The sequence below is a fragment of the Pantoea sp. Acro-807 genome, assembly GCF_011752675.1.
In the GTDB taxonomy this organism is placed as follows: Bacteria; Pseudomonadota; Gammaproteobacteria; order Enterobacterales; family Enterobacteriaceae; genus Pantoea; species Pantoea eucrina.
Genome location: NZ_VWXE01000002.1, coordinates 407,710 through 429,240 on the forward strand (window position 1 = coordinate 407,710; position 21,531 = coordinate 429,240).

Annotated in this window: 17 protein-coding genes; 5 read left to right on the top strand and 12 right to left on the bottom strand. The window is 58.3% G+C overall.

The genetic code is table 11. The annotated features are described in order from the left end of the window. Positions 1–40 precede the first annotated feature (40 nt). On the top strand, positions 41–844 hold the full coding sequence (gene suhB, locus F3J39_RS08390; RefSeq protein WP_039379640.1) for an inositol-1-monophosphatase: 804 nt from the start codon (positions 41–43) through the stop codon (positions 842–844). A gap of 44 nt (positions 845–888) precedes the next feature. Here suhB and F3J39_RS08395 read toward each other — a convergent pair whose 3' ends face one another. The 3 genes from F3J39_RS08395 to F3J39_RS08405 all read right to left on the bottom strand — a co-directional run bounded on the left by F3J39_RS08395 (position 889) and on the right by F3J39_RS08405 (position 3,688). Then, on the bottom strand, positions 889–1,902 hold the full coding sequence (locus tag F3J39_RS08395; RefSeq protein ID WP_039379643.1) for a TIGR04086 family membrane protein: 1,014 nt from the start codon (positions 1,900–1,902) through the stop codon (positions 889–891). 191 nt (positions 1,903–2,093) lie between these two features. Continuing rightward, positions 2,094–3,071, bottom strand: coding sequence for a nickel/cobalt transporter (locus tag F3J39_RS08400; protein WP_166714068.1), 978 nt, complete (start codon positions 3,069–3,071; stop codon positions 2,094–2,096). Further along, complete coding sequence (locus F3J39_RS08405; RefSeq protein ID WP_094112081.1) at positions 3,062–3,688, bottom strand: DUF1007 family protein; 627 nt, start codon at positions 3,686–3,688, stop codon at positions 3,062–3,064. The genes F3J39_RS08400 and F3J39_RS08405 overlap by 10 nt, the downstream gene beginning before the upstream one ends. Positions 3,689–3,846: 158 nt before the next feature. On the opposite strand from F3J39_RS08405, the gene csiE reads away from it, so the two are divergent. Further along, positions 3,847–5,115: a stationary phase inducible protein CsiE gene (gene csiE, locus F3J39_RS08410; protein WP_071667892.1), complete on the top strand. Its 1,269-nt coding sequence runs from the start codon at positions 3,847–3,849 to the stop codon at positions 5,113–5,115. Here the strand turns inward: csiE and F3J39_RS08415 are convergent. Then, complete coding sequence (locus tag F3J39_RS08415) at positions 5,097–6,245, bottom strand: 3-phenylpropionate MFS transporter (protein ID WP_104085292.1); 1,149 nt, start codon at positions 6,243–6,245, stop codon at positions 5,097–5,099. The genes csiE and F3J39_RS08415 overlap by 19 nt on opposite strands. A 166-nt stretch (positions 6,246–6,411) precedes the next feature. Next, the gene (glyA, locus tag F3J39_RS08420; RefSeq protein ID WP_039379655.1) at positions 6,412–7,665 is read right to left on the bottom strand and encodes a serine hydroxymethyltransferase; all 1,254 of its coding nucleotides are present in this window, start codon (positions 7,663–7,665) and stop codon (positions 6,412–6,414) included. 323 nt (positions 7,666–7,988) lie between these two features. Here glyA and hmpA point away from each other — a divergent pair, with 323 nt between their 5' ends. Then, positions 7,989–9,173: an NO-inducible flavohemoprotein gene (hmpA, locus tag F3J39_RS08425; protein WP_166714069.1), complete on the top strand. Its 1,185-nt coding sequence runs from the start codon at positions 7,989–7,991 to the stop codon at positions 9,171–9,173. Between the two features lie 58 nt (positions 9,174–9,231). On the opposite strand, the gene glnB is transcribed toward hmpA, so the two are convergent. From glnB to purL, 5 genes are all read right to left on the bottom strand, one after another. Continuing rightward, positions 9,232–9,570: a nitrogen regulatory protein P-II gene (gene glnB / locus F3J39_RS08430; RefSeq protein ID WP_007886217.1), complete on the bottom strand. Its 339-nt coding sequence runs from the start codon at positions 9,568–9,570 to the stop codon at positions 9,232–9,234. Between the two features lie 81 nt (positions 9,571–9,651). Beyond that, positions 9,652–10,983 (bottom strand): two-component system response regulator GlrR, encoded by a 1,332-nt coding sequence (gene glrR / locus F3J39_RS08435; RefSeq protein ID WP_039379663.1) that lies wholly within the window; start codon positions 10,981–10,983, stop codon positions 9,652–9,654. Next, positions 10,980–11,651, bottom strand: a complete 672-nt coding sequence (gene qseG / locus F3J39_RS08440; RefSeq protein ID WP_166714070.1) for a two-component system QseEF-associated lipoprotein QseG — start codon at positions 11,649–11,651, stop codon at positions 10,980–10,982. Before qseG ends, glrR begins: the two co-directional genes overlap by 4 nt. Beyond that, complete coding sequence (locus F3J39_RS08445) at positions 11,648–13,078, bottom strand: HAMP domain-containing sensor histidine kinase (RefSeq protein WP_071667889.1); 1,431 nt, start codon at positions 13,076–13,078, stop codon at positions 11,648–11,650. Before F3J39_RS08445 ends, qseG begins: the two co-directional genes overlap by 4 nt. A gap of 575 nt (positions 13,079–13,653) precedes the next feature. Next, on the bottom strand, positions 13,654–17,544 hold the full coding sequence (purL, locus tag F3J39_RS08450; RefSeq protein WP_166714071.1) for a phosphoribosylformylglycinamidine synthase: 3,891 nt from the start codon (positions 17,542–17,544) through the stop codon (positions 13,654–13,656). A 270-nt stretch (positions 17,545–17,814) separates the two neighbouring features. Between purL and mltF the strand changes: the two genes are divergently transcribed. After that, on the top strand, positions 17,815–19,272 hold the full coding sequence (mltF, locus tag F3J39_RS08455) for a membrane-bound lytic murein transglycosylase MltF (protein ID WP_039379675.1): 1,458 nt from the start codon (positions 17,815–17,817) through the stop codon (positions 19,270–19,272). On the opposite strand, the gene tadA is transcribed toward mltF, so the two are convergent. Both tadA and yfhb read right to left on the bottom strand, forming a co-directional pair. After that, a complete protein-coding gene (gene tadA / locus F3J39_RS08460) occupies positions 19,269–19,763 on the bottom strand; it encodes a tRNA adenosine(34) deaminase TadA (protein ID WP_071667886.1) in 495 nt (164 codons plus the stop codon). The genes mltF and tadA overlap by 4 nt on opposite strands. A 57-nt stretch (positions 19,764–19,820) precedes the next feature. After that, the gene (gene yfhb / locus F3J39_RS08465) at positions 19,821–20,459 is read right to left on the bottom strand and encodes a phosphatidylglycerophosphatase C (protein WP_166714072.1); all 639 of its coding nucleotides are present in this window, start codon (positions 20,457–20,459) and stop codon (positions 19,821–19,823) included. Positions 20,460–20,659: 200 nt separating this feature from the next. Between yfhb and F3J39_RS08470 the strand changes: the two genes are divergently transcribed. After that, entirely contained in the window at positions 20,660–21,499 is an 840-nt protein-coding gene (locus F3J39_RS08470; RefSeq protein ID WP_039379683.1) for a MurR/RpiR family transcriptional regulator, read from the top strand. Positions 21,500–21,531: the final 32 nt, after the last annotated feature.

Genomic DNA, 21,531 nt, shown 5'->3' on the forward strand with positions numbered 1-21,531 from the left:
GCCGTTTTCCCCGTTCTTTAACATCCAGCGAGAGATACCGATGCATCCGATGCTCAACATCGCCGTGCGCGCAGCGCGCAAGGCCGGAAATTTAATTGCCAAAAATTACGAAACCCCGGACGCTGTCGAAGCCAGCCAGAAAGGCAGCAACGACTTCGTGACCAATGTTGACCGTGACGCAGAAAGCCTGATTATCGAAGTCATTCGTAAATCTTACCCACAACACACCATCATCACCGAAGAGAGCGGTGAGCTGGCGGGTGAGGATCAGGATATTCAATGGGTAATCGATCCGCTGGATGGCACCACCAACTTCATCAAACGTCTGCCACACTTCTCCGTCTCTATTGCCGTGCGCATTAAAGGCCGCACTGAAGTGGCTGTGGTTTACGATCCAATGCGAAATGAACTCTTCACCGCCGTACGCGGTCAGGGCGCACAGCTGAATGGCTATCGTCTGCGCGGCAGCAACGCCCGCGATCTGGATGGCACCATCCTGGCGACCGGCTTCCCGTTTAAGGTTAAGCAGCACGCAACGCCATATATCAATATTGTTGGCAAACTGTTTACCCAGTGCGCAGATTTCCGTCGCAGCGGTTCAGCCGCGCTGGATCTGGCTTATGTCGCAGCCGGCCGCGTGGATGGCTATTTCGAAATTGGCCTGAAGCCGTGGGATTTTGCAGCGGGTGAGCTGCTGGTACGTGAGGCGGGTGGCCTGGTGACTGACTTCACCGGCAACCACGGTTATCTGCACTCAGGTAACATCGTAGCCGGCAATCCGCGCGTCGTAAAAGCCATGCTGGCTAATATGCGCGAAGAGCTGAGCGAAGCGCTGAAGCGCTAAGCAAAAAAAGGCGGCCCGCGGGCCGCCTTTTTTAACGGTACTGATTAACGACGTTCGTGCGTTAACACCTGACGCGGCTGAGTACGGCGACCTACACCACCCAGAATCGCTGCCAGCACGGCTTCGATAATCAGCATGATGAAGGTGAACCAGCTCGCTTTCGCCGTAGCAGCGGCAGCCTGTTCTGCTGCTTCACGTGCTTTCTGCTCCGCTTCCTGCTTCAGCTGCTGATACTTCTGCATCGCCTGCTGATAGCTCTGCTCTGCCTGGTTAACAATCTGTTCTGCTTCCTGGTCACTCTTACCGGTACGCGCTTTGATAATATTTTTCAGCGCATCGCGGTCAGCAGCCTGCAGCGTATCAGAATGACGGCTCAGCACGCCTTTAAACCAGTTGCTCAAATCAGCATCCGCGTTCTGCGGATTTTGTGCCGTATTTTTTGCCTGATTCTCAGCGTTGTTCGCTTCGTTATTTGCATCCTGCTGCAGATTTTCTGGCTGTAATTCCGGCTTGCCGGTCTGGCGCAGCGTGGTCTCCAGCTCATTCTGCAGATCGTCGAGGTTAATATTATTTTCCTGCAGCTTCTCTTTCGCCATATTGGTCAGCGAAGGCGCAACAGAAGAAATACCATTACCCAGCGCATTTACACCTGAACCCAGAATATTAAAGGCGCCGCCAATAATACCGCTTGCCAGAGAGAAAGCCAGCCACAGAGTAATAAGCGTACTGACACCAAACATCAGTAAACCGTGCAGTGCGCCTTCGCGCTGTGCCAGACGGCCGGCGATATAGCTACCTACCGCCATCGCAATCAGCATGCTGGCACCGGTCCAGATCAGCGCGCCAGTACCAAGATGCTCCAGAGGATTTTGCTCCTGCTGTGGATCAATGGTCGTAGCACCAATTGCCGTACCCAATACTCCCAGTAATATATGAACAATCAGCGCAGCGATAACACCTGCAAATATTGCGCTCCATGAAATGCGTTTTAACGGCAGTCCCGCATGTGTATCGGTCACGGTCTCCGTGATGCCATTATGAGTCCGGATTTCAGGCATGGTATTCTCCTCGCAAAAAACGACGACTGATAAAAGTTTATTTTAAAAAAGTTAATTCTCAGCTGATGTCATTTAGCGTAGACAGAGAATGCTATTTACACCAGAGGTGCACAGCAGGATATTTTTCTCTGATAGCGGAAAATTAAACATCCGGCAGATTATGCGCGGCCGGATGTTTATCCCGGGTCCGGTTAAAAGGGGCGCAGGCCGTTGCTGGCAGCGGGGAGTGCACTCTGCCACAGAAGTACTCCGGCCAGTATCAGCGCAATGGCCCCCAGCAGCATAAGCAGCGCCATCACTACCGCACTCCGTTTTTGATCGGCTGCTGAATGGCTCAATCTCGCTGCCAGCACGCGCGAACGCTGAACCATGATGCCCAGCAGAGACACCGTCAGTGCGGTCCCCAGCGCCATCGCCAGCGCAGCGGCCACGCCCCACAGATAAACATCAATCACTTTAGCGAATAGCAGCATCATCAGCGCCCCTGAACAGGGGCGCAGGCCCATGGAGAGGACCAGCAGCAGCTGAGTCCTGAAGCTCACCGCGTGCGCCAGCTGATGCGCATCCGGTACATGGGTATGGCCACATGCGCAGGCTGCATCATGCTGATGCTGCGTATGTATTGCCCGGATCTGCCAGCCCGCTGCCGGACGCAGGGCTGCCCGCAGCGATTTCACGGCGCGACAGCCCAGCCAGCAGCCCAGCGCGATAACCAGCAGGTAGCTCCCCTTTTCCAGCCAGTAGCTGCTGAGATGGAGCTGGCGCGATGAGGTCTGCAGTACCACCAGCATCAGCGTCACCAGGGCAATGGCTACCCCGCCCTGCAGCAGCGCAGCCAGCAGAGTCAGACGAATGCTGGTGCGCAACTGCGCAGGGTGCGTCGCTAAAAAAGTGGCGATCACCACTTTGCCATGCCCCGGTCCCAGCGCGTGCAGGACGCCATACGCCAGGCTCAGCAGCAGCAGCGTTATCCCCGCCTGGCGCGGCTGTGCTGCGACCTGCTGCAGCAGCTGTGTCAGGGAATGGTTAAGCGCTTTCTGCCAGAGCACGCTCTGTAACAGAATGTGCGGCCAGGCGTGCCAGAGCAGCATTGCGGTCAGCAGCAGCAACAGGCCGGCGGCGGGCAGTGGCCAGCGACGCCGCGTAGGGAGCGGAATATTCAGCGACATATCAGCGTCACCGTCTGGGCAAACTGGCGGCCCAAATCCATATCTTCCGGCGGCGCGTCAGCTTTATCCAGCGACAGTGCATACTGCTGCAGCGACGCGTCCGGCTGTGGGGTCGTAAGCTTCAGCTGGCAGTGCGCCTTTAGGTTCTCATCCATGGCAATATCCTGTGACGTCTCATACTGCATATCAACAAAATAGCTGGGATCAAACGTCAGCATACGGTAACGCTTCCCGGCCAACGGCTGCGGCTCGCCCAGCGGCACAATAAATTCGAGCACGGCCTTATGTCCGCTACGCGACAAATTGTACTCCTGCGGCAAATTAAGAAATTTTATCCGCGTTTTCTCCTGCCACAGCTCGGTAAAATAGTGCTGACCCAGTACGTTAGCCATCACCTGAGCCGCCAGCTTTTTCCAGACCACATCACCCGGACTGGCCTGCCCGGCATCATAAAGCAGGTCGGCGGAGGTGATTTCGTCCATCGTCCAGACCATTTTTATGCCGGTCAGCCGATCGTTCTGGCTTTTCAGCTCTGCTTTCATCGCAATAAAACTGTGCGGATGGCATGCAGCCGCAGCGGAGAAAAACAGCGTAACCAGTAAAAGCGCAATTTTCATATGTTATAAAGTAACAATTTATAAGGTAAAGGTTTACGTGGCCCGAAAAAAACTGTGACCCGCCCTGAAGCTCTGAGTAAAAGTCTGCACCGATAGCGTAATTTCAGCGCGATATTGGCTATTCTTAGCTGAAAAATGAGCTGCGGATAAAATACGTGATGAGTTTTGCGCCTGCTACAGCACCGCTCTTCAGCCGTTCCCAGCGACGTTGCCATCTGTTACTGCTGTTATTTCTGCCCGCCCCCGCCCTGACGCTCGATAAACTGTGCCAGCTGAACGGCGTTGATCCTGCGGTTGCCCGTCAGGATATCGCGGATGTGGGCGATGAGATACAGCGCTTTCATCAGCTGGAACTGCATCAGATGGTGGATGGCAGCTTTCGCATTCACGGCACGGAACTGGACAGAAGACTCTGCCTGATCCACTGGCTGCGACGCGCGCTGCGCCTGTCGCAGGCGTTTGTCTGCGACCATTTTGTTCCCGCCCTGCGTCAGCGGCTCAAAGTTTTGCAGATTGAAAAAGCGCTGTGGGATGAGATCAACCTGCAGGCGCTGATCCAGCACTGCAGCCTGCGGCTGATGCGCAATTTCTCTCCCCGCGACCAGCTTTTTCTGCTTATTTTTATGAAGTATGCCCTTTGTCAGCGTCAGGCGGCGCTGTTCAGCGAGCGGCAGCGCAGCTGGCTGGCAGACAAAGCGGAGCGTGCCGCAGCAGACGATGTCATTCACCACTGGCAGAAACGCTGTCATCTGATGCCCGATGCCAGCGAAACCGATTTCTGGACGCTGCTCTTCAGTCTGATTCATGCGCCTGATGCCACCCAGCTGAGTGTGCCACAGGCGCACCGGTTGATGAGTGCCACCGAAGCGCTGATTGCGCGTTTTGAACAGCTGGCAAAAACGCGCATCCGCAACCAGCATGAGCTGAAGCTCCAGCTCTATACTCATCTGGCGCAGGCGCTGGACCGCAGCCATTTTTCTATTGGCATCGATAATAGCGTGGCGCTGGATGTGGCGCGGCTCTATCCGCGGCTGATGCGCACCACCGAGCGCGCGCTGTACCATTTCAGCAGCGACTTTGGCACGCAGTTCAGCGCGGAAGAGACCAGCCTGGTGGCGGTGCTGTTTGGTGCCTGGATGATGCAGGAGAGCGCGCTGCAGGAGAAGCAGGTACTGCTGCTCACCGGCGTCGACGCCGCGCTGGAGCAGCTGCTGGAGCAGCAGCTGCGCGACATGACGCTGCTGCCGATCAATATAACCTATCAGGATATGCTGCACTTCCAGCGCGAGGGCGCACCGCGCGATGTGGCGCTGGTGGTCACCCCCTATGCTATTTCGCTGCCGCTCTTTTCGCCGCCGCTGATCCACGCAGAACTGCCGTTAAGCGATCATCAGCAGCAGCGTATTCTTCAGCTGCTGGACGCCTGAGCCGCAGGACGCAGGAACAGCGCCGGCAGCGCTACCAGCGCCATGACCCAGAAGAGATGCCCCTGCAAATGGGCAAACAGGACGCCGCAGATCATGGTCATCACAGCAATCCCGCCTCCCATCGCCAGCGCCGAGTAGAGCGACTGCAGGCGAATCACTTCGGTGCCTTTGCGTGCAGCGATAAAGCGCATCGCCGCCAGGTGGCAGATGGTAAAACTGCCGCAGTGCAAAATCTGTGCGACAACCAGCAGCGGCAGCGCGGTCGTGGCACCGAGCAGCGTCCAGCGCAGCAACGCGCAGACGCCGGAAAGCAGCAGCAGATCGCGCGCGCTCCAGCGTCTGAACAGACGGTTACTGAGGGCAAAGACTACAATCTCCGCCACCACGCCGAGCGACCACAGATACCCCACCACGGAGGCGGAGTAGCCCGCCTGCTGCCACCAGATGGCACTGAAGCTGTAGTAGGCGGCATGCGCGCCCTGCAGCAGCGTAACGCAGATCATAAAACGCCAGACGCTCTTTTCCCGCAGCAGATCGCGCCACGCCGCCCAGCCGCCGCTGGCGCCCTGTCGCGCCTCACCCTGCGGACGCGTCTGCGGTGGCAGCAGCATCCCGCTCAGCATGGCCACGACGCCCAGACTCAGCAGCAGCAAAACCGCCTGATAAGAATAAGCGCTGACCAGCATGCCGGTGAGCGCCGAGCTGATGACAAACGCCAGCGATCCCCACAGCCGCACCGGACCGTAGGCCAGCCCAATCTGGCGCGTCCAGGTTGCCGCCAGCGCATCACTCAGCGGCACCAGCGGAGAGAAAAAGAGATTGAACCCTGCCATGACCAGCAGCAGCCAGAGCCACTGGCCGCCGAACCAGAAGCCGAGAGCGAACAGTGCGGTCAGAAGCGCCAGCAGCCGCAGCGCGACAATCAGCTGAGCCGGATTTTTAACCTGTGAAGCGATAAGCAGGCTGCCGGCGAAGCGCGCGACCATGCCACAACCGAGCAGCAGGCCAATTTTTTCCGCATCGAGTCCGCTGCCCTGCAGCCAGACGCTCCAGAAAGGTAAATAGATGCCGTAGCAAAAAAAGTAGGTGAAATAGCTCAGTCCCAGCCATCTGGCTGATGCGATGGTCATGCTCTCTCCTGTGGCGCGCGCCACTGCCTGCGGTTTGGGCGCTACTTTGGCAAAGCACCGGCTAAAAAGAAACCCGCAGAGCGGATCAATCGTGCGCTAAGCAGTGGAAAATGCACCAATAAAAAAGGATGGCCGGAGCCATCCTTTTTTCATCCGTTAAAACCTGTCAGGCATAAACGGGCAGACGGGCACAGATATCGAGCACTTTCTGTTTGGTGCGTTCGATGGTGGCCTCGTCATTCACGTTATCCAGCACGTCGGCGATCCAGCCAGCCAGTTCACGCACGTCTGCTTCTTTGAAGCCGCGACGGGTTACCGCTGGTGTACCAATACGCACGCCAGAGGTCACAAACGGGCTTTTCGGATCGTTTGGCACGCTGTTTTTGTTCACGGTGATATTTGCACGTCCCAGAGCGGCATCCGCTTCTTTACCGGTCAGGCCTTTGCTCACCAGATCGATCAGGAACAGATGGTTATACGTACCGCCGGAAACGATGTTGTAACCGCGCTCCAGCAGGACTTCAACCATCGCTTTAGCGTTTTTAGCCACCTGCTGCTGATAGGTTTTGAACTCCGGCTCCATCGCCTCTTTGAAAGCTACAGCTTTACCGGCGATGACGTGCATCAGTGGGCCGCCCTGTCCGCCAGGGAAGACCGCAGAGTTGAGCTTCTTATACAGATCCTCATCTCCGCCCTGCGCCAGAATCAGGCCGCCACGCGGACCCGCCAGCGTTTTATGCGTAGTTGTGGTCACGATATGCGCGTGCGGAACCGGGTTAGGATAGACGTCAGCTGCCACCAGACCTGCCACGTGAGCCATATCCACAAACAGCCAGGCGCCGATGCTGTCAGCGATTTCACGCATTTTTGCCCAGTCGCAGACGCCGGAGTAGGCAGAAAAGCCGCCGATGATCATTTTTGGCTTATGCGTCTGCGCCAGCTCGGCCAGTTCGTCATAGTTGATTTTGCCGGTTTCATCGATGCCGTACGGGATAACGTTGTAGAGTTTTCCGGAAAGATTGACCGGTGAACCGTGGGTCAGGTGACCACCGTGCGCCAGATTCATACCAAGAATGGTATCACCCGGCTGCAGCAGCGCGGTGTAAACAGCGAAGTTTGCCTGCGAACCAGAGTGAGGCTGAACGTTGGCAAAATCTGCACCAAACAGGGCTTTTGCGCGGTCGATCGCCAGCTGCTCAACGATATCAACATATTCACAACCGCCGTAGTAGCGCTTGCCCGGATAGCCTTCCGCGTATTTATTGGTGAGCTGTGAACCTTGCGCCTGCATAACGCGCGGGCTGGTGTAGTTTTCTGAAGCGATCAGTTCAATGTGCTCTTCCTGACGCACTTTCTCCTGCTCCATAGCCTGCCACAAATCGGCATCATAATCGGCAATGTTCATATCACGCTTTAACATCCGCATCTCCTGACTCAGCAACTTTAACGGCAATTTAAGCCCCCGCTTAGGGGCGAAGGCCAACAGTGTAAACGGTTTTGCCAGGGGACGATAGCGCCAGGGCGCTCTTTTTACGCAAACGATTGGCATGCCGCTGGAACGCCTTTTTTACGCTTTAGCTGCACGCAAAAAAAGGGCATGGATTGACGGAAGATCAGCGTAAACCGCCCGGAATGCGTACCCGGCTCCCGCTAAAAGCTGCTGCTGCCGGTTTACAGCCGGACGTGCACGGCATAAGATGCATTTAAAATACATCTTTTAAGTTATCTGCTGAGGAACACACCATGCTTGACGCTCAGACTATCGCGACCATTAAATCTTCCGTGCCCGCTATAGCAAAAATGGGACCCGCTCTTACCGGCTGTTTTTACCACAAACTGCTGAACGATCATCCTGAACTGAAAAACGTGTTTAACATGAACAATCAGCGCAGCGGCGATCAGCGTGAAGCTCTGTTTAATGCAATTTGCGCTTACGCCACCCATCTGGAGGATTTGCCAGCGCTGCTGCCGGCGGTCGAGAAAATTGCGCAGAAGCACGCCAGCCTGAATATCCGGCCTGAACAGTACGATCTGGTAGGCGCTACGCTGCTGGCCACCATGAAGGAGCAGCTCAATCCGGACGAGGAGGTACTTGCGGCCTGGGGCAAAGCGTATGCGCTGCTGGCGCAGGTCTTTATTCAGCGTGAAGAAGCTATCTATCAGGCATCTGAGCAGAAGAGTGGTGGCTGGCGCGGCCTGCGTGACTTTCGTATCCGCCGCATTACGCCGGAAAGCAGCGTGATTACCAGTCTGGAGCTGGTTCCCAATGACGGGCAGCCGGTGGCCGGTTTCCTGCCGGGACAATACCTGACGCTCAGCCTGCGTCTGACAGAAAACGGGTTTATGCAGCATCGCCAGTATTCGCTGACGCACGCGCCTGACGGCAAAGCCTACCGTATTGCTGTCAAACGTGAAGCGCACGGCACCGTGTCGGGCTGGCTGCACGACTGCGCCCGGGTGGGAAATATTGTGCAGTGCAGCGCGCCGGCGGGTGACGTCGTGCTGCAGACAGAACCAGCGACGCCGGTGACGCTGATCTCAGCGGGCGTCGGTCAGACGCCGATGTTAGCGATGCTCGCGGTGCTGGCGCAGCAACAGCATCCGGCAGCCGTGACCTGGCTGCACGCGGCTGAAAATGGCGCGCAGCACGCCTTTGCGCGGGAAGTTGCCGCGCTGGGCGCCACCCTGCCGCACTTTCGCAGCCACGTCTGGTATCGCCAGCCTGCCAGCGACGATGCCGGCCGGTATGATGCAGAGGGCGTAATGGATCTGGCCTGCGTGTCAGCGGAGCTGAACCAGCCGGACCGCACGTTCTGGCTGTGCGGGCCGCTGCCGTTTATGCAGTTTGTCGCTCGCCAGCTGCTGGATGCAGGCGTCGATACCGCACGCATTCACTATGAGGTTTTCGGCCCGCACAAGGTGCTGTAATTGCAGCAATAAAAAAGCCTGCGGCAGGCAGGCTTTTACTGTGACGCCGGACAGAGGATCAGATTGCCTCTTCATCCTCTTCGCCGGTGCGGATACGCACCACGCGCGCCACGTCAAATACGAAAATTTTACCGTCGCCGATTTTGCCGGTCTGCGCCGTTTTCATGATGGTTTCCACGCAGGTATCGACAATGTCATCCCCGACCACCATCTCGATTTTTACCTTGGGCAGGAAATCGACCATATATTCGGCACCACGATAGAGTTCAGTGTGGCCTTTCTGACGTCCAAACCCTTTGACCTCGCTCACCGTCATCCCGGTGATGCCGACTTCCGCCAGCGCTTCACGCACGTCATCAAGTTTGAATGGTTTAATAATTGCATCGATCTTTTTCATCGCAGATCCCTTTTTCGCTCCCTCCATGACGGACGGATAACAGAAAGTATATATCGCTAACGGCGCCGGTGGCGCGGCTAACTACTCTTTAAAGTCGCTGGCGTCCAGCTCATGACGAGACAGCAGCTTATAGAACTCGGTACGGTTACGTCCAGCAAGACGCGCGGCGTGAGTAACGTTGCCTTTGGTCATCTGCAGCAGCTTGCGCAGATAGTTCAGCTCAAACTGGTTGCGCGCCTCCGCAAAGGTGGGCAGCGCGGTGTTCTCGCCCGACAGCGCCTGCTCCACCAGCGCTTCACCAATCACGGGTGCAACGGTCAGCGCAACGCACTGCTCAATAACGTTAACCAGCTGACGGACGTTACCCGGCCAGCTGGCGCTGACCAGCCGCTTCATTGCACCGGCAGAGAAGCTGCGGACAAATGGCTTGTGGCGCCCGGCGGCCTGACGCAGTAAATGGTTAGCCAGCAGCGGAATATCTTCAGCACGCTCGTGCAGCGCCGGAAGTTTAAGATTCACGACATTGAGCCGGTAGTAGAGATCTTCCCGAAAACTCTTTTTCTCCATCGCTTTTGGCAGGTCGCGATGGGTGGCAGAAAGGATACGTACGTTGATCTCCACATCCCGGTTACTGCCAAGCGGACGCACTTTGCGCTCCTGCAGCACGCGCAGCAGTTTGATCTGCAGCGCCGGAGGCATATCGCCAATCTCATCCAGAAACAGCGTGCCGCCCTCTGCTGCCTGAAATAATCCTTCGCGCGCGCTGACCGCGCCGGTAAATGCGCCCCGCGCGTGGCCAAACAGCTCTGACTCCAGCAGCTGCTCCGGCAGTGCGCCGCAGTTAATGGCGATAAAGGGTTTCGCCGCGCGCGGACTGGCAGCATGAATTGCCTGCGCCAGCACCTCTTTCCCGGTGCCGCTCTGACCGTTAATCAGTATGGAGACGTCCGACTGCGCCACCATGTGCGCCTGCTCCAGCAGCCGCTGCATCAGCGGATTCCGGGTGACAATCGCTTCACGCCACCGGTCGTCACTGATCGGTGCACGCAGCGCCAGCGCCTCATCGATCGCTTTATACAGCGCGTCGCGATCCACGGGTTTGGTGAGAAAGCTGAATACCCCCTGCTGCGTGGCAGAAACCGCATCGGGTATGGAGCCGTGCGCGGTCAGGATAATGACCGGCAGCCCGGCGTGACGCCGCTGAATTTCGCCAAACAGCGCCAGCCCGTCCATCTCATCCATACGCAGATCGCTGATGACCACATCCGCGGGCTCTTTCTGCAGCTGACGCAGCGCCTCAGCCCCGCTGGCGGCGGTAGCGACCTGAAAACCCTCACTGCTGAGACGCATACCGAGCAGCCTGAGCAGGCCCGGGTCATCATCTACCAGCAGTAAACGGGCACGTGCACTCATGGCTGCTCCTCCCGGATTTCATCCCCGGCGTGCGGGCTGTCGCTGCTGTCCGGCGCTTTACGCGATGAAAGCTGGCGCTCTATGTCAGTCAGCCGCTCCAGTTTGCGCTGGGTTTCGTTCAGCGCCTGATGCAGCCGGGCCTGCTGATGGCGCAGGGCATCCAGTTCGCTATCGTGACTCTGCTGCAGCGCGCTGTAGCGGCTGCGCGCCTCGCTCAGCTCCAGCTGTGCAGCCTGGTTACTGCGCCACAGCTGGATCAGCGGACGCACCATTGCGGGAAAGTCTGCGCTGTAGCTGTCGAGCGTGGCGATATACTGACGGCGCTCAACCGGCGTGACGTTACCGTTCGCCAGCAGAATGCCCTGCTTGAAGGCGCGCGCCCAGCTCTGCACCGGCCAGCGGCGGGCCTCTGCGCGGGCTTCAGCCGCCGAAAACCGTTCGCTGCAGTCAATCGCTCGCTGCCAGTAAAGCGGATTGTTTACCGCCGCTGCGGTTTCAGCAGGCCATACGTTCTGACAGGCGGTAGTAAGGTAGTCCGGCAGCCGGGTATCGGGTTCAGTGACGCTTATATGCTCACGCTGGGGCACCGGCACCGCATGCGGCTGGCAGGCGCTCACGCCGCTTAAAATAAGTACGCTCAGAAGAGCTTGTCTGATAAGGCGTTTCATGGTTCAGGCTTCCTGGCACCGGCGGGTAAAATAATGCGGAAACAGACATCTGCCTCTTTGTGACTGACCAGCTGCAGGTCTCCCTGCATGCGCCGCAGACAATCTTTTGCAATGCTCAGGCCCAGGCCGCTGCCTTTTACGGGCCCCTGCCGCTGCTGGCTGCCCTGGTAGAAAGGTTCGAAGATCATCGCCTGCTCCTCTGGCGGAATCGGAGTACCGCTATTCGCCACATCAATCCACACCCGGTCGCCTTTTTGCCGGCTGTGCAGCCAGATGTTACCGGATTCACGACCATAGTTCACGGCGTTCGAGTAGAGGTTATCGATAACGCGCTCCAGCAGCGTCGCTTCCGCCAGACAGCGGGTGGCCTGCAGATCAACGTGCGTTTTTATTCGCCGGGCGCTGGCAGGCAGCGAATGCACGCGGGTGACAGCCGCCACGATCGCATCCAGCGCGACCGGCTCCGGAGTAAGCGGCATCTCGTTCAGCTTGCGGTTGTAATCCAGCAGCTGCTCAATCAGGCGCTGCAGATGGCGACTGCTGCTGTCGAGAATAGCGACGATCTCCTGCTGCTCTGCGTTAAGCGGCCCGGCAACGCCATCGGCCAGCAGCTCTGTGCCTTCGCGCAGGCTGGCGAGCGGCGTTTTCAGCTCGTGTGAAAGATGACGTAAAAATTCATGTCGCTGTGCCTCCAGCCAGCTTAGCCGTTCGCTAAGCCAGGCAATACGCTGTCCCAGCGAGCGCAGCTCACGCGGTCCGCGAAAGCTGACGTTATTTTCCAGCGACTGCCCTTCCCCCAGCCGGTTGATCATCCGCTCCACGCGCTTTACCGGCCCGATAATCATGCCGGTAAACAGCAGCACCAGCATCAGCGTAACCAGGAACAGGATCAGCGCCTGCCAGCCAAAGAACTGACCGCGCTCGGCGATATCGCGCTGCAGCTGCAGCCCGCGGGAAAACACCACGTCGCGCGTCGCCTGCACCATACGCGCGTTAGCATCAGAAAAGCGCTCCAGCGCAGCGGCACCGGACGCTGAAGGATTACCGTTTTCGCATGCGGCCGTGGCGAGCTGCGGCAGCGTGCTGCGCAGCAGGGTAAACGTGGGCAGTTCCGGCAGGCTGGCCGCATGGCTGTTCAGCATCTGCCCGTAGCGGGTCCACTGGGTGGTATAGAGTCTGACCAGCGCAGCATCACCGAGTACGCAATATTGACGATAGCTGCGCTCAAGCTCCAGGGCGGTGCGGGCCATCGCCTCGCTGCGCCGCACGTCGGTAAAGGTATTGCGGTTGGTGTCTGCCGCCTGATTACTGAGCGCAGAGAGGCTTTCCCACGCCTGCCACGCCAGCACCAGCAGCGGCAGCAGCACCAGTAAAAAGGCCATCAGAACCAGTTGTCGCAGGGATCGGGGAAACGGACGCCATCTCATACTGCCGCGCTCTCGTAAAAAGTGTGCTGCAGGCATGCTAGCTAACTCTGGCGCGCTTAGAAAGCCGGAAATGCAAACGGCAGACCCGAAGGTCTGCCGCTCAGAAAAGGTGGAGCCTAACTCAACGTTACGTCCGGTGCTTGATAACGCTGCAATGCAGACGATTATCGGTCAGGTGGACGGCAGGCTCCGTTTGGTGCGTCATTCAGGGTTCTGTGAGCTCTGCCGTAAATTACGGGGCAATCACAGACAGGCGAATGAGCCACGGTTTGATTATAGCAACTATCGTGCCACTTTTTAAAACTCTTTATTTATCAGAGTGACGCTATAGTCGTGCTGTGCCCGGCAGGTGGACGCGACCTGCTGACCATATGAAAGTGTCTCTGCTTAGCGACGCATTTAGCCTGGATTTTTCTGATTAATATAAATCAAAGAGTTAAGTGTCTCCATAAAGAGACAGTGCGGCAGGCGATTTGTCGGAATTGAGCGACAGTCGTCTGCGTCAGATAAAAAAACCGCCCTTTACTGCGGCGGCTTTTTTTTACTGCTTACAGGCACCTGCTGTAAAACGCAGATCAGCCCAGCTGCTTACGCGCATTACGGAAAATGCGCATCCACGGGCTGTCTTCGCCCCACTCTGCCGGATGCCAGGAGTTGCTGACGGTACGGAAGACGCGCTCCGGATGCGGCATCATGATCGTAACGCGACCGCTTTCGTTGGTGACCGCCGTGATACCGTTTGGCGAGCCGTTCGGGTTAGCCGGATAGCTTTCGGTCACTTTACCGAAGTTATCCGTGAAGCGCAGTGCCACCAGGCCTTTTGCTTCCAGCGCCGCCAGATGGGCGCCGTCGCGCACTTCAACAAAGCCTTCACCGTGTGATACCGCAATCGGCATGCGTGAACCTGCCATCCCCTCCAGCAGCAGCGACGGACTGGCCGCCACTTCCACCAGGCTGAAACGCGCTTCAAAGCGCTCAGACTGATTGCGGACAAAACGCGGCCACAGCTCGCTGCCGGGGATCACTTCGCGCAGGTTTGACATCATCTGGCAGCCGTTGCAGACACCCAGCGCCAGCGTCTGCGGACGATGGAAGAAGTTTTCAAACTCGTCGCGCACGCGATCGTTAAACAGAATCGATTTTGCCCAGCCTTCGCCGGCACCCAGTACGTCGCCGTAAGAGAAACCGCCGCACGCCACCAGCGCATGGAACTCCTCCAGGCCGCGACGTCCCGCCAGCAGATCGCTCATGTGTACATCCACGGCGGTAAAGCCGGCGCGATGGAACGCTGCTGCCATCTCAACGTGTGAGTTAACGCCCTGCTCACGCAGCACGGCGATGCGCGGGCGCACGCCGGTGGCGATCATCGGCGCAGCCACATCTTCTTCCGGCCGGAAGGTCAGCTGAGCGTTCAGACCCGGATCGCTGTCGTTTTGCTTCGCCTCATGCTCCTGATCGGCACAGGCCGGATTATCACGCAGGCGCTGCATCTGCCAGGTGGTTTCGGCCCACCAGGTACGCAGCGTCGTGCGGCTTTCGCTGTAGACCGGATGCTCGCCGGCGCGGATCACAAAGCGGTCGCCCGGCAGCGCCTTGCCAATCACATGCAGCGCGCTGCGCAGACCGTGGTCAGCAAATATCTTCTCTACCGCTGCCAGATCGGCCGCGTTGATCTGCAGCACCGCGCCCAGCTCTTCGGTGAACAGCGCCGCCAGCGCATCGCTGCCCAGCGCGGCGATATCCGCCTCGATACCGCAGTGGCCGGTAAAGGCCATCTCCGCCAGCGTCACCAGCAGCCCGCCGTCGGAACGGTCGTGGTAGGCCAGCAGCTTCTGTTCGCTGACCAGCGTCTGGATAGCGTTGAAGAAGCCTGCCAGCTGTGCGGCATCGCGCACGTCAGCCGGCTTATCGCCCAGCTGACGATAGACCTGCGACAGCGCGGTTGCGCCCAGCGTATTGGCACCGTTGCCGAGGTCCACCAGCAGCAGCAGGTTATCCTGCTCTGCCTGCAGCTGCGGCGTTACGGTACGCCGGACATCTTCCACGCGCGCAAACGCGGTGATCACCAGCGAGAGCGGCGACGTCATTTCACGCTCTTCATTGCCCTGCTGCCAGCGGGTTTTCATCGACATTGAGTCTTTGCCGACCGGGATAGTGATCCCCAGCGCCGGGCAGAGTTCTTCGCCAACGGCTTTGACCGCTTCGTAGAGGCCGGCATCCTCACCCGGATGTCCGGCTGCTGCCATCCAGTTTGCAGAAAGCTTCACGCGCTTCAGCGAACCAATCGCGGTAGCGGCCAGGTTAGTGAGCGCTTCGCCTACCGCCAGACGCCCGGAGGCGGCAAAATCAAGCAGCGCGACCGGGGCGCGTTCGCCCAGGGCGAAAGCTTCGCCGTGATAGCTGTCGAGGCTGGCCGTGGTCACGGCGCAGTTTGCCACCGGGATCTGCCACGGTCCCACCATCTGATCGCGCGCCACCATGCCGGTCACGGAACGGTCGCCGATGGTGATAAGAAACGTTTTCTCAGCCACCGCAGGCAGATGCAGTACGCGGTTAACCGCATCCGCAACCGTAATGCCGTTACGCTGCAGCGCGTCGCCTTTTGCCTGCTGCCGCGTGACGTCGCGCGTCATTTTTGGCGTTTTGCCCAGCAGAACATCCAGCGGCATGTCGATAGGCTTGTTGTCGAAATGGCTGTCGCTCAGGGAGAGGTGCTGCTCTTCAGTCGCCTCACCAATCACCGCATACGGGGCGCGCTCGCGCTGGCACAGCTCATCAAACAGCGCCAGCTTCTCTGGCGCAACGGCCAGCACATAGCGCTCCTGCGACTCGTTACACCACACTTCCAGCGGGCTCATGCCCGGCTCATCGCTGAGAATGTCGCGCAAGTTGAAGTTACCGCCGCGTCCGCCATCGCTGACCAGCTCAGGCATGGCGTTAGAGAGACCGCCCGCGCCGACGTCGTGGATAAACAGAATCGGGTTGGCTTCGCCCAGCTGCCAGCAGCGGTCAATTACTTCCTGACAGCGGCGCTCCATTTCCGGGTTGTCGCGCTGCACTGAGGCAAAATCGAGGTCGGCATCGGACTGACCGGAGGCCATGGATGACGCAGCACCGCCGCCGAGGCCGATGTTCATCGCCGGTCCGCCCAGCACAATCAGTTTGGCGCCCACGACGATCTCGCCTTTCTGCACGTGATCGGCACGAATATTGCCAATCCCGCCTGCCAGCATGATCGGCTTATGGTAGCCGCGCAGTTCAACGCCGTTGTGGCTGTTAACCTGCTCTTCATAGGTGCGGAAGTAACCGTTCAGCGCCGGACGGCCAAATTCATTGTTAAACGCCGCGCCGCCCAGCGGGCCTTCGGTCATGATATCCAGTGCGGTAACAATACGATCCGGCTTGCCGAAATCCTCTTCCCAAGGCTGCTCAAAGCCCGGAATACGCAGATTGGAAACGGAAAAGCCGGTGAGACCCGCTTTCGGCTTGGCGCCACGCCCGGTTGCGCCTTCATCGCGGATTTCACCACCTGAACCGGTGGCAGCACCCGGCCAGGGGGAGATAGCGGTTGGATGGTTGTGCGTCTCTACCTTCATCAGGATATGCGCGGCTTCCTGATGAAAAGCGTACTCGCCCTGCTGCGCATCAGCGTAGAAGCGGCCAACTTCCGAACCTTCCATCACGGCAGCGTTATCTTTATAAGCTGACAGCACGTGATCGGGATGCTGCTCAAACGTATTTTTGATCATCTTAAACAGCGATTTCGGCTGTTTTTCGCCATCGATGATCCAGTCAGCGTTGAAAATTTTGTGGCGACAGTGCTCTGAGTTCGCCTGCGCAAACATATAGAGTTCAATGTCGTTGGGGTTGCGACCCAGACGGGTGAAGGCATCCAGCAGGTAATCTATTTCGTCATCCGCCAGCGCCAGGCCCAGCGTGCTATTCGCCTGCTCCAGCGCCTGACGTCCGGTTCCCAGCACGTCAACGCTCTGCAGCGGCTGCGGCGCATGATGAGCAAACAGCTGCTCTGCCGCCTGCAGATCGCTGAATACGCACTCCATCATGCGATCGTGCAGCAGGCCAGCCAGCTGCTGCCACTGCGCTTCTGTCAGCTGCGGCGCCTGAACATAGAACGCCAGGCCGCGCTCCAGGCGCTTAACCTGCGGCAGATCGCAGTTGTGAGCAATGTCCGTGGCTTTCGATGACCAGGGAGAGATAGTGCCGGGGCGCGGCGTGACCAGCAGCAGACGCCCTTGAGGCGCATGTTCAGCGAGAGAAGGGCCATATTTCAGCAGACGCTGCAGGCGGGCGTGTTCATCCGCGCTGAGCGGTGCGGCAACATCAGCAAAATGGACATACTCGGCGTAAATATCACTCACCAGCAGATGAGCGTTCTGAAAGCGGGTCAGCAGTTTGTTTACACGAAATGCTGACAGAGCGGGCGAACCACGCAGAATTTCCATCATTAAAGATCTCTCGTCTTCGAAGCGCCGGGCGACGCTTCCTTGGGCGCAACAGGGAAAACGGGCGGTATTATAGAGAAAGCGCGCGGGTAACGAAACCGTTTGCGCAGAAAAACTGCCATACGGGATTTGCCTGAATTTTGCGCAAAACTTGCTATATGAGTTGCCCTGTTTCGCTTTGTTGCGCAAAATGCCCCTCGCTCTGGGAGTAAAAAACAATACCAATACTGCCTTTAAAGGACAGAGGCCTGTGAGCCATTAAGAGACAACCATTTGAAACGCCTAAAATTAAATTATCTGTTTATCGGTCTGATCACCGTGCTGCTGGCGCTGGCGCTGTGGCCGGCAATCCCCTGGTACGGGGGCGATCGGGACGCGCTGACAGCGATCAAATCACGCGGTGTGTTGCGCATCAGCACCGTCAATTCGCCACTGACCTATTACACCGTCAATCAGGCACCGGCTGGCATGGATTACGAGCTGGCAAAGCGCTTTGCAGACTACCTCGGCGTCAGGCTGGAAGTCACTGTGCGACCCAGCCTGGGCGATCTGTTTGACGATCTCGATGACGGAAAAGCCGATCTGCTCGCCGCCGGGCTTATCTATAACAGTGAGCGTCTGGCGCACTATCAGGCCGGTCCCAGCTACTATTCGGTGTCGCAGCAGCTGGTTTACCGTATCGATAAGCCGCGTCCGCGCACGCTGGGCGACCTGAAAGGCCGTCTGGTGGTGCAGTCCGGCTCAGCCTATCTCTCCACGCTGCGGGCAGAAAAAGCCAACAGCTATCCCGATCTCGACTGGGCTATCGCCACCGATCAGGGACAGAAAGCGCTGCTGGAGGCGGTGGCTGACGGCAAGCTTGACTACACGGTAGGCGACTCGGTGACCGTGGGCCTGCTGCAGCGTATTCATCCGCAGCTGGCGGTAGCCTTTGATATTACCGATGAAGAGCCAGTGACCTGGTATCTGCCGCGCAATGCTGACAGCAGCCTCAACGCGGCCATGCTCGATTTCTACAGCCAGATGGGTGAAGAAGGCACCATGGCGCGGCTGGAGGAGAAGTACCTCGGTCACGTTGGCACGTTTGATTATGTTGATACCCGCACCTTCCTGCGCGCAATTGACAATACGCTGCCGGATATCAAACCGCTGTTTGAGAAATATGCGGCGAGCATGGACTGGCGCCTGCTGGCGGCGATCTCCTATCAGGAGTCGCACTGGAATCCGCAGGCGACCTCGCCCACCGGCGTGCGCGGCATGATGATGCTGACGCGCAACACGGCGGATAGTCTTAACGTTGATGACCGGCTCGATCCGGAGCAGAGCATTCGCGGCGGCAGTGAGTATCTGCAGCGCATGATGGATAAAGTGCCGGCGAGCGTGCCTGATGACGAGCGCATCTGGTTTGCGCTGGCAGCTTACAATATGGGATATGCGCACATGCTCGACGTGCGCCGGCTGACGGCAAAACAGGGGGGTAACCCTGACAGCTGGGCGGATGTAAAACTGCGCCTGCCGATGCTCAGCCAGAAGCGCTACTACGCGCAAACCGCCTACGGCTATGCGCGCGGGCACGAAGCGTATAACTACGTGGAGAATATCCGTAAGTATCAGCTAAGCCTGGTGGGCTATCTGCAGGAGCAGGAGCGCCGCCTGGCGCAGCGTTCAGCGCTGGAAGCAGAGCTGGGCGCCGGCTATCCGGCGGTTGAGCCTAAAATTGCCATGAACTAATCTGCGCGCTGTGCCTGACGCAGCGCGCGCTTCTGCTCGCGTCGCATACGAAAAAAGTCGCTCAGCATGCCGGCGCACTCCTCCGCCAGCACGCCGCAGGCGATCTCAATCTGATGATTCATCCCCGGGTGCCCCAGCACATCCAGCAGCGAACCGGCCGCGCCGGTTTTAATATCTTTCGCGCCGTAGACCAGGCGGGTAATGCGGCTGTGAACCATGGCGCCGGCGCACATGACGCACGGCTCCAGCGTGACATAGAGCGTGGTATCCAGCAGGCGATAGTTATCCAGCACTTTGCCGCCCTGGCGCAGCGCCATGATCTCCGCGTGTGCGGTGGGATCGCACTGGCCAATCGGCCGGTTCCAGCCCTCGCCTATGACTTTATCTCCCTGCACCAGCACGGCTCCGACCGGCACCTCACCCTGCTCCCGGGCACGCTGCGCCAGCTGCAGCGCATAACGCATCCAGTATTCATCAGTTTGTGGCTTCACCGGGTAACTCCTGCAGAATCAAAAGGCGGCGCATTATAGACAAAAACGCCGCGCGATTCACTCCAGCTGCTGCAGTTCACCGCGCGGCGTTACGCGCCAGCGATGCTGGCAGAAAAACAGCAGCGGGTTATCCTGCTTGCTGTCGCTATAGCCGCTGTAGAGCTGCAGCGGCGTGCCAATCTGCTCTTCCAGCTGCGCAACCTTTTCGTGGCCCAGGCAGCGCATCGCCAGCACGCGTCCGCCGCGTCCTGGCCGCATCTGGCTGGCAATCAGTTTCACACGCGGCAGAAAAGCGGAGTCAAAATAGACCTGCTCCACCAGCGACTGCGGTGATCCGGTAATCAGCCACACATCGGCATCGTTGCTCTGCAGGTAATCGGTCAGGCGCTGCTGCACCACCGGAAACGCTACTACCCGCTCGCGGAACCACTGCACAAACTCCGCTTCACGCGCGCGCAGGCGCGTTTCGCTGTGCCCGAACGTGATTGCCCAGAGCAGCAGACTCATTGGCCAGCGCGCTGCCCGGCCCTTAATCAGCAGCCCGAGGCCAATAACCGGCAGCAGCGGAACCACCAGCAGCAGATTCAGCGGCTGCCGGCGCAGTAAAAAGCGCATAAAGGTGCCAAACATATCCTGCTGATGCAGCGTGCCGTCCAGGTCGAAAAATACGACGCGACGTTGCGAGTCCTGTGTCAAACCCCTCTCCTTTTTTAAATCAGTTGCTGCTCTACAGTGTAGCCAGCAACCGCGCTTAGCGAAGCTGTGATTTTTAATTCCGCTAGCTACAAAGCCCACTGAATAGTTTATTCTTGGTGTCATGGAATATTGACTATTGCTGCGCATGCTGCGGAGAGGTTAGCCGCGCCATGCTATAAAACCGGGAGTAAGGATCGACCATGAGTTCACTGCTGCGAATCCGTCAGCTCTATCCCCGGCTGGCGCTGAATGAGCGCCGGCTGGCCGACTTTTTACTGTCACAGCCCGATCGGGCGCGCCATCTCAGCTCGCAGAAGCTGGCTGAAGAGGCGGGCGTCAGCCAGTCGAGCGTGGTGAAATTTGCGCAGAAGCTGGGTTATAAAGGCTTTCCGGCACTGAAGCTGGCGCTGAGCGAATCGCTGGCGGATCGCGATGCGATCACCGTGCATAACCATATCCTCAGTGACGATCCGCTGAAGACCGTGGGAGAGAAGCTGCTGACGGAGAAGATCTCCGCGATCCGCGCCACGCTGGATATCAACAGCGAAGAGAAGCTGATGGAGACGCTGCATCTGCTGAAGAATGCCAACCGCATTCTGCTGGTGGGTATTGGGGCATCCGGTCTGGTGGCGAAAGATTTCTCCTGGAAACTGATGAAAATCGGTATTAACGCGGTGGCAGAGCAGGATATGCACGCCCTGCTCGCCAGCGTTCAGGCGATGGCGCCGGGCGATGTCCTGCTGGCCATCTCCTACACCGGCGAACGACGCGAAATCAATCTGGCGGCACAGGAAGCAGCCGCTATCGGTGCGGATGTGGTGGCCTTTACCGGTTTTACGCCAAATGCGCTGCAGCAGTGCGCGTCAATCTGCCTCTATACCGTTGCAGAGGAGCAGAGCACGCGCAGCGCGGCAATCTCCTCAACCAGCGCGCAGCTCGCCCTGACAGATTTGCTATTTATGGCGCTGGTGCAGCACGATCCGGAGCGGGCATCGAGCCACATTCGCCACAGCGAAGCGCTGGTGAAAAAGCTGATATAAGCGTTAAACCAGCTTATAATGACCGCGTTTTT

Bases quoted from the DNA above. Each gene is read 5' to 3' on its own strand.
- suhB (WP_039379640.1), top strand. From the start codon at position 41: ATGCATCCGATGCTCAACATCGCCGTGCGCGCAGCGCGCAAGGCCGGA.
- F3J39_RS08395 (WP_039379643.1), bottom strand. From the start codon at position 1,902: ATGCCTGAAATCCGGACTCATAATGGCATCACGGAGACCGTGACCGAT.
- F3J39_RS08400 (WP_166714068.1), bottom strand. From the start codon at position 3,071: ATGTCGCTGAATATTCCGCTCCCTACGCGGCGTCGCTGGCCACTGCCC.
- F3J39_RS08405 (WP_094112081.1), bottom strand. From the start codon at position 3,688: ATGAAAATTGCGCTTTTACTGGTTACGCTGTTTTTCTCCGCTGCGGCT.
- csiE (WP_071667892.1), top strand. From the start codon at position 3,847: ATGAGTTTTGCGCCTGCTACAGCACCGCTCTTCAGCCGTTCCCAGCGA.
- F3J39_RS08415 (WP_104085292.1), bottom strand. From the start codon at position 6,245: ATGACCATCGCATCAGCCAGATGGCTGGGACTGAGCTATTTCACCTAC.
- glyA (WP_039379655.1), bottom strand. From the start codon at position 7,665: ATGTTAAAGCGTGATATGAACATTGCCGATTATGATGCCGATTTGTGG.
- hmpA (WP_166714069.1), top strand. From the start codon at position 7,989: ATGCTTGACGCTCAGACTATCGCGACCATTAAATCTTCCGTGCCCGCT.
- glnB (WP_007886217.1), bottom strand. From the start codon at position 9,570: ATGAAAAAGATCGATGCAATTATTAAACCATTCAAACTTGATGACGTG.
- glrR (WP_039379663.1), bottom strand. From the start codon at position 10,983: ATGAGTGCACGTGCCCGTTTACTGCTGGTAGATGATGACCCGGGCCTG.
- qseG (WP_166714070.1), bottom strand. From the start codon at position 11,651: ATGAAACGCCTTATCAGACAAGCTCTTCTGAGCGTACTTATTTTAAGC.
- F3J39_RS08445 (WP_071667889.1), bottom strand. From the start codon at position 13,078: ATGAGATGGCGTCCGTTTCCCCGATCCCTGCGACAACTGGTTCTGATG.
- purL (WP_166714071.1), bottom strand. From the start codon at position 17,544: ATGATGGAAATTCTGCGTGGTTCGCCCGCTCTGTCAGCATTTCGTGTA.
- F3J39_RS08470 (WP_039379683.1), top strand. From the start codon at position 20,660: ATGAGTTCACTGCTGCGAATCCGTCAGCTCTATCCCCGGCTGGCGCTG.